The sequence below is a fragment of the Pseudomonas sp. AC239 genome (genome assembly GCF_979258545.1).
The window spans coordinates 2,610,260-2,621,796 of record NZ_OZ409864.1 but is presented as its reverse complement, the minus strand read 5'-3'; the positions used below and the strand labels follow the sequence as shown (position 1 = coordinate 2,621,796).

At 60.9% G+C, this 11,537-nt stretch carries 12 protein-coding genes; 5 read left to right on the top strand and 7 right to left on the bottom strand.

Annotated features, from left to right (window positions below):
- Positions 1–196: 196 nt before the first annotated feature.
- From cobJ to ACZ0AZ_RS11910, 7 genes are all read right to left on the bottom strand, one after another.
- Positions 197–1,897 (bottom strand): precorrin-3B C(17)-methyltransferase, encoded by a 1,701-nt coding sequence (cobJ, locus tag ACZ0AZ_RS11940; RefSeq protein WP_463537430.1) that lies wholly within the window; start codon positions 1,895–1,897, stop codon positions 197–199.
- Entirely contained in the window at positions 1,897–2,631 is a 735-nt protein-coding gene (locus ACZ0AZ_RS11935) for a precorrin-2 C(20)-methyltransferase (RefSeq protein WP_370695113.1), read from the bottom strand. The genes cobJ and ACZ0AZ_RS11935 overlap by 1 nt, the downstream gene beginning before the upstream one ends.
- The gene (locus ACZ0AZ_RS11930; protein WP_400502371.1) at positions 2,628–3,254 is read right to left on the bottom strand and encodes a precorrin-8X methylmutase; all 627 of its coding nucleotides are present in this window, start codon (positions 3,252–3,254) and stop codon (positions 2,628–2,630) included. Before ACZ0AZ_RS11930 ends, ACZ0AZ_RS11935 begins: the two co-directional genes overlap by 4 nt.
- Positions 3,247–4,545 (bottom strand): precorrin-3B synthase, encoded by a 1,299-nt coding sequence (cobG, locus tag ACZ0AZ_RS11925; RefSeq protein ID WP_463570866.1) that lies wholly within the window; start codon positions 4,543–4,545, stop codon positions 3,247–3,249. The genes ACZ0AZ_RS11930 and cobG overlap by 8 nt, the downstream gene beginning before the upstream one ends.
- Positions 4,546–4,701: 156 nt before the next feature.
- Complete coding sequence (locus ACZ0AZ_RS11920; RefSeq protein ID WP_039757003.1) at positions 4,702–5,394, bottom strand: hypothetical protein; 693 nt, start codon at positions 5,392–5,394, stop codon at positions 4,702–4,704.
- A gap of 9 nt (positions 5,395–5,403) precedes the next feature.
- Positions 5,404–6,441 (bottom strand): hypothetical protein, encoded by a 1,038-nt coding sequence (locus ACZ0AZ_RS11915; RefSeq protein WP_463537429.1) that lies wholly within the window; start codon positions 6,439–6,441, stop codon positions 5,404–5,406.
- Complete coding sequence (locus ACZ0AZ_RS11910) at positions 6,365–7,036, bottom strand: hypothetical protein (RefSeq protein ID WP_463537428.1); 672 nt, start codon at positions 7,034–7,036, stop codon at positions 6,365–6,367. The genes ACZ0AZ_RS11915 and ACZ0AZ_RS11910 overlap by 77 nt, the downstream gene beginning before the upstream one ends.
- A 224-nt stretch (positions 7,037–7,260) precedes the next feature.
- On the opposite strand from ACZ0AZ_RS11910, the gene ACZ0AZ_RS11905 reads away from it, so the two are divergent.
- From ACZ0AZ_RS11905 to ACZ0AZ_RS11885, 5 genes are all read left to right on the top strand, one after another.
- On the top strand, positions 7,261–8,472 hold the full coding sequence (locus ACZ0AZ_RS11905; protein ID WP_039757001.1) for a bifunctional cobalt-precorrin-7 (C(5))-methyltransferase/cobalt-precorrin-6B (C(15))-methyltransferase: 1,212 nt from the start codon (positions 7,261–7,263) through the stop codon (positions 8,470–8,472).
- A complete protein-coding gene (locus ACZ0AZ_RS11900) occupies positions 8,465–9,562 on the top strand; it encodes a cobalt-precorrin-5B (C(1))-methyltransferase (protein ID WP_463537427.1) in 1,098 nt (365 codons plus the stop codon). The genes ACZ0AZ_RS11905 and ACZ0AZ_RS11900 overlap by 8 nt, the downstream gene beginning before the upstream one ends.
- Complete coding sequence (locus ACZ0AZ_RS11895; RefSeq protein ID WP_463537426.1) at positions 9,559–10,275, top strand: cobalt-precorrin-6A reductase; 717 nt, start codon at positions 9,559–9,561, stop codon at positions 10,273–10,275. The genes ACZ0AZ_RS11900 and ACZ0AZ_RS11895 overlap by 4 nt, the downstream gene beginning before the upstream one ends.
- Before the next feature lie 318 nt (positions 10,276–10,593).
- Positions 10,594–10,992, top strand: coding sequence for a DUF2946 domain-containing protein (locus ACZ0AZ_RS11890; protein ID WP_129998147.1), 399 nt, complete (start codon positions 10,594–10,596; stop codon positions 10,990–10,992).
- A 48-nt stretch (positions 10,993–11,040) separates the two neighbouring features.
- The gene (locus ACZ0AZ_RS11885; protein WP_073471757.1) at positions 11,041–11,520 is read left to right on the top strand and encodes a copper chaperone PCu(A)C; all 480 of its coding nucleotides are present in this window, start codon (positions 11,041–11,043) and stop codon (positions 11,518–11,520) included.
- The last annotated feature ends 17 nt before the right edge of the window (positions 11,521–11,537 follow it).

Here is an 11,537-nt window from a genome sequence, read left to right as displayed (position 1 = left end):
TGATAACACCGGAGCAGTACGCTGTAACGGCAGCGAAATAATTAGCGGACCGGCGCGACCGTCGGGCATAAAAAATGGCCCTGCCCTGTGGGACATGACCATTGTTTATTGCTGGTGGAAAACAATTGAAACTTCAATCGGACTTACAACCGCTCAAACTTTCCCGTCGCTGAGAATTGCATGAGCGGAGGGTTTTTCAGGAAAGCGGTTTTTCACCATACCAACGCGGCGTGTACACCCATTCACCGCCCCCGGCACGGGCGAAGGTGCAGGTGGTCGAAGAACCGATCAGCACCATGGTGCGCATGTCCACCTGTTCCGGTGTCAATGCGCCCAGGGTCGTGGTGCGCAGTGTCTGCCCCGGCCGGCCGATGTCCCGACCAAGGACCACCGGTGTTTCAGGCAAGCGGTGCTGCGCAACGATCTCCAGCGCCCGGCCCAACTGCCACGGGCGCGCCCGGGAAATCGGGTTGTAGAACGCCAGGGCCAGATCCGCTTCGGCGGCCAGATCCAGACGCTTTTCGATGATCGACCACGGCTTGAGGTTGTCCGACAGCGACATCACGCAGAAGTCGTGGCCCAGCGGCGCACCGGCCTGAGCCGCAGTGGCCAGCGAGGCGGAAACGCCGGGGAGGACTTCCAGATCAACGCTGTGCCACGCCGGATCGTCCGATTCGTGCAGGGCTTCGAGCACCGCAGCGGCCATGGCGAACACGCCCGGATCGCCAGAAGACACCACGATCACCGAGCGTCCTTCGGCGGCAAGCCGGAAGGCGTGGCGGGCACGCTGCATTTCTTCGCGATTGTCGGTGCAGTGCTGCACCTGATCGTCGCGGAAGGGGCCGGCCATGCGTACGTAGGTTTCGTAACCAAGCACATCGGTCGCGCGGGCCAGTTCGGCTTTCACCGCTGGCACCATCAGTTCGGCGGCGCCGGGGCCGAGGCCGATGACCGCAAGACGACCGCGCGGGCGGCCGATCTGCGCGACGTCCAGCGGTTGCTCGGCAATCGCGATCGCCAGATGTTCTGCGCTGATCACGTTCGCCGCGGGCACCGCAACGCGGGCCAAGGTCTGAAGATCGCTTTGCGCCGCCACAAAGCGCAGCGGCACGCCCAACTCGAGCGCTGCCTCACGCAAATCCGATGCGGCCATTTCAGCGTCTGCTGCCACGAGACAGGCCAGTGCCGGCACGGCGACACTGGCCTGTTGCAACGCAGCGCGAACGACGTTTGGCAGGTCCGTCAGTTCAGCACTCACCGCCACTGCCACACTGCGCGGGTAAATCAGCAATTCATCGGCGCTGGCCACCCGCTGCGCACTGCTCACATGAATCGACCGCTGCGCCTGCGGGTCCTGCGGCAACTGCGTCTGATCCAGCCACGGCGCCGCACCTTCGATGCGCACGCTGTGCCCGGCAAGCAGATCGGAGACGAAGCGTTTGCCCGATTCCAGATCCGCCAGTGCATAGCCGCTCGGCGGATTGAGCAGGCAGGTGCCAAAGCGCAATTCGCCGCTGGTGGTAATTGCCGGTGCCACTTGCAGCGCCGCCGCGATCTCACGGGCCATGACGTTGACGCCGCCGAGGCCACCGAGCAACGGCACCACCGCGCTGCCGTCTTCGGCCACCGCCAGCACAGCGGGTTCGGCGCCTTTCTCCAGCAACAGCGGCGCCAGTGTGCGAATGACAATGCCGGCCGCGCAAAGGGCAATGATCGGCGTGTCCTGTTGGTACAACGCGCGCAGGGTCGCGCCGAATTCCTCATAGCGGCTGTCGGCGCCTTCAACCCGTCCGGCAAGGCCATGGACCTGCGCCGCCGGATAGACCTGTTGAATGCGCCGCGCCGTGGCGAGGCTGCCCTGGCCGAGAATGACGATGGCGGGAGTCGCTTGGCTCATCAACCTTGCCACCGTTCGCCCGGGACGATGATCAGCGAGAAGTACGGCGAAGACATTGGCTCGACCTGATCCATCGGCACGATCTTCTGATTGGCCATGGTCGCGCGCTCGACATACAGAGCGCGCTCGGCGAGACCGAGTTCTTCCAGCACCTGACGCACCTTGGGAAAGTTGCGCCCCAGTTTCATGATCACCGCCGCATCGGCATCGGCCAGACGCCGCTTCAATTCTTCATGGGGCAGCACGCCGGAAAGCACCGACAGGCTCTGATTGCGATACACCAGCGGCGCGCCGAGCACCGAAGCGCCGCCAAGCATCGAGCACACGCCCGGCACGACTTCGGCCTCGTAACGGCTGGCGAGGCGGTCATGCAAATACATGTAGGAGCCGTAGAAGAACGGGTCGCCCTCGCAGATCACCGCCACATCGCGGCCGGCATCCAGATGTTCGGCGACCGCCACAGCGGCTTCGTCGTAGAAATCGCTGATGACCTGCTCATACGACAGCGGCGCCGGCAACGCCTCGGTGGTCACCGGGTAGACCAGCGGCAGCAGATTCTGCGCCTCGACCAGATGCGCCTCGATGATCCCGAACGCATTGCCCTTCTTGCCCTTGGCCACAAAATACGCGACCACCGGCGATTCGCGCAGCAGGCGCAAGGCTTTGACAGTGATCAGCTCCGGATCACCGGGGCCGACACCGAGGCCGATCAGACGTCCTTTGGCCTGCATCATTCGATCTCCGTGGCGAGGGCATTGACGGCGGCGGCGGCCATGGCGCTGCCGCCCAGGCGACCCTGCATGATCACGAACGGCACGCCGCGACTGTCGGCAGCCAGCGCCGCTTTCGATTCGGCAGCGCCGACAAAACCCACCGGGAAGCCGAGGATCAGTGCCGGTTTTGGCGCGCCGGCGTCGAGCATTTCCAGCAAGTAGAACAGTGCGGTCGGCGCGTTGCCGATCACCACCACGCTGCCTTCAAGGTGCGGGCGCCACAGTTCCAGCGCGGCGGCCGAGCGGGTGTTACCCAACTCGCGAGCCAGCTCCGGCACGCTGTCGTCGCGCAAGGTGCAGATCACTTGATTGTTGGCCGGCAGGCGCGCGCGGGTCACGCCTTCGGAGACCATCCGCGCGTCGCAGAGAATCGGCGCACCGGCCGCCAGAGCATCGCGCCCGGCCTTGCCCGCGCCGTCGGAAAATTGCAGACCGTCGACGGCCTCGACCATGCCGCAGGCGTGGATCACCCGCACTGCGAGTTTTTCCAGATCGGCGGGAATGCGCGCCAGATTGGCCTCGCGGCGAATGATCGCGAAGGAGTTGCGATAGATCTCCTGACCGTCGCGGATGTAATCAAGCATCAAGGGGGCTCCGGGAGCGGGCGTCGAGCAAAGTCGCGGCCGCTTCAATAGTAAGGTTGCAGGCGTGCAGCGAGCCGAAACCGGGTTGTGCTGCATCGCGAAAATAAAGGTCGTAATGGCCGGGGCTAACGGCCAGCAGTGTGGCGGGCGCGCAGTGAGCGGCGGCGCAGGAGCGCGAGCAGCCCGACAGGTGCACGCTGAGCCCTGCGGGCAGCAAAGGTGCCAGTTGCCGGGCGTCCTGCTTGGTGTCGGCAAGGCCTTTGCCGCAGCCATCGGCGCCGGTGCAGGCGATCAGGCGCGCCAGTGGTTCGGCGTCGCTCGACAACAGGCCCAACGCCCGCAACTGCTCAAGCACGTTGTCGGTAGCAGTGGCGTTCACGTTCGGCAGCAGCAGGCTCTGCCACGGCGTGAAGCGCAGACTGCCATCGCCAAACTGTCGGGCCAGTTGCGCCGCGCCACGCAGCATCGCCGGATCAAGTCGGCCCAGTGGCGGCACCGCGCCGACGTAGCAGAGACCCTGCGTGTTCTGCTGGTGAGCGCCGATGTGCAGCGCGTCTGCCGACGGCGGGCGCTGCCAATTGCTGATTGCCTTGAGCGATACGCGCTCGCGCAACGATTCCAGAAACGCGAGCCTGGGCAACTCATCGAGCAGATGGCGCATCCGTGTTTGCTCTGGCCGGGCCAGGTCGAGGAACAGTTCCAGCGCGGCGACCACCAGAGCGTGAGCGTTGTCCTGGGTCACAGCGCCGAGAGGGCGATCGGTCGGGCAGCCGGCCAGACCGAATGCCCAGAGGACTTCGCCGTCACGCTCGAATGCCGACAGCCACAGATCGTGCGGATGTTCGAGCATCGCCAGCGCTTCGCCGCCATCGAGCTGCACGGCGAACTTGGCGCTCAACTCATGGAAGCGCGGATGGCTTTGCAAGGTGTCGAGGATTTGCCCTGCGAGCGGGCGCGTGTCGATCAGCATCTGCCGATCAATGCCGGCGGCCGGGCTGAGCATCAGATTGCGCACATCGTCACCGGCAGCGTTCTTTGGCCCGAGGCCAGCGGCCAGCAAGCGCTCGATCAGCGCCGCCGCTTGCGCACCGATGCCGCGAATCTGCAGGTTGCCGCGATTGGTCGCTTCGATCGCACCGCTCGCAAACGCTCCGGCGGCAGCGGCCACCGCATCGGCCTGATCAGCGCTGATCGAACCGCCATCGAGCTTGATCCGACAGATACCGCCGTCCAGTGCCTGGACGATACGCAGTAACCCCGGACAGGCCGAGGGGCGTATGGCGGTGGACATCGGGCGTTCGTTCAAGGGGCTGACCGGTTGCGTGGCAGAAGCGCTTCGCGGGCGAAGGCGCAGTATTATGCCTGCTTTGCCCACCGGTATGAAAAGTCTGCCCTCTGTCTCGACAGGTGGGGCAGGCAGGCTTCAGTTGTTGCCTCAGCCGCGCTCTCAGGTCAGGGCGATAATCTGCTTTTCGCGCCGCTCACCCAATAACGCAATAATCCTGGCTCTCGAGAAACAGTAATCATCGGCATCTATAAGAGCCTTGTAGCAATCAACAGCAAGGTTGCCCACTATCTGCTCAGCATTGAAGCGTCGCTCAAGCACATTGCCCTGAACAGGCTCTTTGACGGCAAACGAAATGACGACCATCGTAATCGTTGATTCCGCAGATACGCTGCCAAGCATGAAGCGAATCGACTTGCCCTCTTGCAGAATATTTCGCTGAAGCAACTCAAGGGCAGCACCGTCGCTCTCCAGTTGCGAGGTCAGATTGGCAATTACCTGTTGGTTCAAAACTGCCGGTGCCCAACCTTGCAAGAGTTCTTGAGTCAACTCCAGCAACGTAAACGTATCGGGCGTAGTGACTGGCAAGCTGATAACCGGATCGTCGAAAAACAAAGCACCGGTGACTTTCAAAGCGGTTTTATTGGCATCATTCCATGCCTCGTGCTCGACAGCATCGGGAACTTTATGCGAAGCGACCGTTTGTGAATAAAGCAGCGCATCGAGACTGTCGTCAATGCCAGATGTCGACAGCTCTTTACTCACCAGCACTAATGCCCCTGCGCATACGAAAACCTTCGAAATCGCGAACATTTGCATCTCCCACAAAAAACCAGAGGCTTGCGCCTCTGGCATTAATCACTTTCAGACCGATTGGCCAAATTCGTAGCTGAGCGCTTTCTCACGCTGCTCCGTCAGAGCCTTGACAATCAACGGCTCTACCATTGCATAGTCTTCCTCATCCATATACATCGTGGCGCCGGCGTTATAAATCTCCACAGCAGATGTAGCCCACTCTACAAACAGTACTTTGGTAGGTTGAGCCGAAGCCAGATATTGCACAGCAGCGATTGCCAGGGTGATACCACCTTCATCATCCTGCGAAGCCGCACTCATGCAAAAGTTGCCACCTTCGGCTTTCTTCGAGTTGTTCTCGAACAGCGTCAGGGCCTGTGGTTCATTTTTCAGCGCATCCATGGTCGCATCTGCCACAGTGGACAATACTTTAAGGGCTGCCTGGCCCTGTCCTACTGCTGCACCAACAGCGGTATGCAGAACAGACAGGGCAACATTATCCATGGTCAGTTTTTGCGAAGTAGCGGTATATCGATTATAGGGCTGGCTGAAAGCAAACCAGCCAGCCAGTTTCATTAATCGCATAAACTCGTTATAGCGCTGTTCCTTTTGCTTGGGTGCCGGATATTTGAGCAAGGCAACCAGATCAGCATACATGTAGGTGTTTTTAACGATTCGCTTGCTGCGCTTGGACATGCTTGCATCAAAGCCTGCAATACCCGAGCCCATGATTGCTGCATTCAGTTCATCTTTATCAATTGGCAAGCTACTGCCAACACGTGCCGAACGCGAGCGCAACACTGGCTGCGCTGCGATAAACTCATTGGTTTGCGCAATCAAACTAAACCGCTCAACAGCGGAGATTACATCTTTATTCAGCTCAGTCATAAATGGATTCCTTTCATGATTAAAACACCGACCTGGTGTGAAAAACAAACTAACCACAGCATCGGAGTTAATCAAATCGAAAATCCATGCATTTAATTTCAGACCATCATACAAACCAGCAAACACAGCTTTCCAACTAATATCAAACGCCCTGAGCCAACTCAATTTCACGCGTGCGCATATCAAGCACTGCAGCAGCCAACTTAATCCGATTTTCATTTATCGCGGCAGACCTGATCAAAAAGCGTCTGGAGCGGATATCAAGCTCCGAACCCGTATGCTGAATAGTCCAGAACAAATAGGTAGAGGACCACTTCGCATCAAGCAAGCGAACATTACTGATGACAATCTCCAACTCCCTATTGAAATTGTACTGAGCAGGGGAAAAACGAAAATCGCTCCATTCACGAGCGCTGGCTCTAAATATGTCTATTGCGTCCGAATGTGTTTCAAGCATGTGAAACGCTTCCTTCATTAGCCCGACTTTTTCCCGACTTAATTGTTGCGCCAAGGATCGCGTCCAGACTTCCAGCGCATTACCGGTAAAACTCTTGTCAACATGGATTACCGGAGCTTGCTCCAGGCTCCAGCCGACAGACCAAAGCACCCCAGAATAATATTCAAACCAAGCAGCTGGCTCACTGTTTCTGTTATGACGCAAATCGGCTCTGTATTCTGCCCAGCGCATACTGTCTTTGACGAATCGTTTGTCTTCCGCAGTCAATCCGGAAAAGAAGGACACCAGATTATTCCCCATCACCGTCGCACTGCCTTGGTCGGGAAGTGCTGAAACATTGTTCAAAACATCGCTCATTTCAATTATCCATCCGATTATTCAATTTACTAAAAAAGTACATTCCAGATAGTCACAAGCATTTCCAGCGGAATGCCAATTCAATACTTGCGAAGAACTCGAAAAATCACAAAAGACAATGTAAACATTCAATGTCGGCGCTCCTGAAAAAGGACAGCAGCCAGTTATCGATTGTCGCGTTATCATGTCGCCCGCTTCGCTGGACGCAGGATCAGGAGTATGAAATGGGCGATTGGCTGACCGTTGTGGGTATTGGTGAAGACGGCTTCAAGGGCCTGGGCAAGAACGCCCGGCGTGCTCTGATGGGCGCTTCGCGGATCGTCGGCGGCCAGCGTCAGCTGGATCTGCTGCCGCCGTGCATTGGCGGCGAGCGGCAATTATGGCCGAGTCCGTTTTCCCTCGCGCCAGTGCTCGAGTCGCGTGGCGAGCCGGTCTGCGTGCTGGCCAGCGGTGATCCGATGTTCTACGGCGTCGGTGCCAGTCTGGCGCGGCAGGTACCGAGCGCCGAGATGGCGATCATTCCCGCCCCTTCGTCCTGCGCACTGGCCGCGGCGCGCTTGGGCTGGCCGTTGCAGGAGGTGACGATTGTGTCGCTGGTGGCGCGTCCGTTGGCGGCGCTCAATGCGCATCTGTTCAGCGGCGTGCGTCTGTTGCTGCTGAGCAATGATGGCAGCAGCCCGGCCGCGGTTGCGCAATTGCTGCGCGAGCGTGGTTTCGGCCCAAGTCGCATGACAGTTCTGGAGCATCTGGGCGGCGATGCCGAGCGGCGTATCGAACGCAGCGCCAGCGAATGGAACGACGCGTCCGTTGCCGATCTCAATGTCATCGCGATCGAATGCCTGGCCGAGCCCGGCATCACCGGTCTGTCACGCCTCGCCGGCTTGCCCGATTCGGCATTCCGCCACGACGGCCAACTGACCAAGCGCGACGTGCGCGCCATCACCCTCGCCCGCTTGGCGCCGACGCCCGGTGAACTGCTCTGGGATGTCGGCGCCGGCAGCGGCTCGATCGGCATCGAGTGGATGCGCACCCATCCGAGTTGCCGCGCCATCGCGATAGAGGCCGATGAGGGCCGTCAGCAACTGATCGAACACAACCGCGATGCGCTGGGCGTGCCCGGCCTGCAACTGATCCGTGGCAAGGCGCCGCAAGCGCTGGATCGCCTCGAACGGCCGGACGCTGTGTTTATCGGCGGCGGCGTCACCCGTGAGGGTGTATTCGAGACCTGCTGGGACCAGCTCAAGCCCGGCGGCCGATTGGTTGCCAACGCCGTGACCCTGCAAAGCGAAGTCACCCTGATGCATTGGCGCGAACAATACGGCGGCGAACTGACGCGCATTCATGTCGCCCAGGCGCAACCGCTCGGCGAGTTCGACACTTGGCGTCAGGCCTTGCCGATCACCCTGCTGGAATTGGTCAAATCCCTCGATGCGTGACGAAACCGCCGAACAACCCGCGCCCCTGCGCAGCGGCCTGACCACCGGCAGCTGCGCCACCGCCACCAGCCTCGCCGCCGCGCGCCTGTTGCTCACCGACATCGCTGCCGACGCGGTGCAGATCACGCTGCCCAAGGGCAAACAGGTGCAGATGCGCCTGGAGTTCTGCCGCCTGAGCGAGGGCGGCGCCGAAGCCGGGACGATCAAGGATGCCGGCGACGACCCTGACGTCACCCACGGCGCACTGCTTTACTCACAGGTGCGACTGTGTGCCGAGCCGGGGCTCCGCTTCAACGCCGGTGTCGGCGTCGGCACGGTGACCCGGCCGGGTCTGGTATTGGCCGTCGGCGAACCGGCGATTAATCCGGTGCCGCGCAAGATGATCAGCGATCACCTGGCCTTGCTCGCCGCCGAAACCGGCTATGGCGGCGGCTTCGAGGTCACGGTCAATGTCGAGGGCGGCGCAGAACTGGCGCTGAAAACCATGAATCCGCGGCTGGGCATTCTTGGCGGCCTGTCGATCCTCGGCACCAGCGGCATCGTCCGGCCGTTTTCCTGCGCCGCTTACATCGCCTCGATTCATCAGGGCATCGACGTAGCGAAAACCAACGGCTATCTGCACATCGCCGCCTGCACCGGCAACGCCAGCGAAGACACCATGCGCCGGGTCTACGACCTGCCGGAAATCGCCCTGATCGAGATGGGTGATTTCGTCGGTGCGGTGCTCAAGCACCTGCGTAAAGTACCTGTGGATAAACTCAGCCTGTGCGGCGGCTTCGGCAAGATCAGCAAACTCGCCGCCGGGCATATGGATCTGCATTCGCGGCATTCGAGCATCGATTTGCCGCAGCTGGCCGAATGGGCGGCGGCGATTGGCGCGGACCCGGCGTTGCAGCAAGGCATTCGCGAAGCCAATACCAGCCAACAAGCCTTGGCCATGGCGAGTGCGGCGGGCATTGCTTTGGGGGATGAGGTTTGTCGCCATGCGCTGAATTTCGCTCGCAGCGTAGTGCCGGCGCAGGTCCAGGTCGAGGTGTTTGCCATTGATCGTCAGGGCGGGATTGTCGGCCACGCCGGGGGTTTTGCATGAAACGGATCCTGCTGCTCGGCGGTGTGACTGAAGCGCTGGCGATTGCCCGCACGCTCGGCCCACAACATATCTACAGCCTCGCCGGCGTTGGCCGGGTGCCGAGCGATTTGCGCTGCCAGGTTCGGGTCGGCGGCTATGGCGGCGCGGAGGGTCTGGCGCAGTTCATCGCCGATGAAGGTGTCGATCTGCTGCTCGACGCCACGCACCCGTACGCCGCAAAAATCAGCGCCAACGCCGCCCGCGCGGCACAGCTGTCCGGCATCCCCTGCTGGGCCTTGCGCCGCCCGGCATGGCAACCGCAAGCGGGCGATGACTGGCGTGAGGTGGCTGACTGGGCCGAGCTGATCGCAGCGCTGGAACCGTTCCACCGCCCGCTGTTCACCCTCGGCCGTGAACCGCTGCAACACCTCGACGAAATTCCCGCCCACCAGTTCTGGACCCTGCGCGCCCTCGACATTTATCCCGGCAACACGCGCTGCGAAGTGATCGGCGCCCGTGGGCCGTTTCTGCTGGAAGACGAGCGAGCGCTGTTCGAGCGCAGGCAGATCGATGTGCTGATCAGCAAGAACAGCGGCAGCAGCGCCACCGAGCCGAAGCTCGAAGTGGCGCGCGAGCGTGGCGTGCCGGTGCTGGTGTTGAAGCGCCCGGGGTTGCCGGGGGTTGATCGGGAGTTTGAATCAGTCGACCAAGTCCTCGCTGCCCTCCCCCGCTGAATCGGCACGGCCCTTTGTGGGAGCGAGCCTGCTCGCGAAGACGTCAGCACCGGCAGCCCATCAATGCCTGACAAATCGCTTTCGCGAGCAGGCTCGCTCCCACAGGAACCGTGAATGTTGCTGATATCTGTGCATACTCACAAAACATGTGGGAGCAGGCTTGCCCGCGAAGGCGTCCGGTCTGGCACTGCCAATCCAAGTGGCTACACTCTTTTCAACAGCGCACTGCGACACCAAACCGCACGACGCTTTTTTACTTATCGGCCCTGATCAGGCTAAATGGGCCGCGCCTGATCGCCCACCCAACGGACCTGTCCCATGAACCGACGCCGGTTAGCATTTGCCTGGATCGCCTGCTTTGCAGTGCTGTTCAACATGCTCGCCATGCCGCTGAGCGGGGCGATGGCGCAGGCGGCCAGTTCACCGGCCGAGCAGATACTGTGGAGCAGTTTCTGCACCGGCAGTGGGATGAAGATGGTGGCGATCGACATCGGTGCCACGGATCAGAAGGCCCCGCAAAACGACAGCCATTCGAACATGCAGCACTGCTGGTGTTGCTCAGGTGGGGCGCCATTGCTGGCGCTGCCGGGGCATTCGCCGCAGCTGTATTTCGCGCAATTTGAAAGCAACCGCAGCGTTGCGCCCGCCTCCCTGCAAGCCCCGACGCTGCGCCAGCAATGGCCGAGTCTCAATCCCCGTGCTTCCCCTCTGGTCTGATTTGTTCGCGCCACAAATCCGCGTTTCAACTCGTTCTGGAGAACTGCCATGTTGAAGAAACTCTTCGTCCTCGCTGCGCTGTTGTTGCCGGCGTGCTTCGCCCATGCCCATGAATACAAGGCGGGTGCGCTGGAAATCGCCCATCCGTGGTCGCAGGAACTGCCGCCGAATGCGCCGACCGTCGCCGCCTATTTCATCATTCACAACACCGGTAAAAGCGCCGATCGCCTGCTCAGCGTCGACTCGCCCATCGCTGCACAAGCGCAGTTGCACGAGCACGTGATGCAGGGCGATCTGATGAAGATGCAGCAAGTGCCAAGCGTGGAAATCCCCGCCGGCGGTACCGTGACCTTCGCGCCGATGGCTTACCACGTGATGCTGCTCAACCCGAGCGATCGCAGCCTGCTCAGCGACGGCAAGCGTTTCCCGATGACCCTGCATTTCGAAAAGGCCGGTGACGTCAGCGTTGAAGTTGCCGTGCAGAAGAAAGCGCCGGAATCCGCTCAGGGCCACGTGCACGCTCAGTAACCGTTTCGGCTGACTTC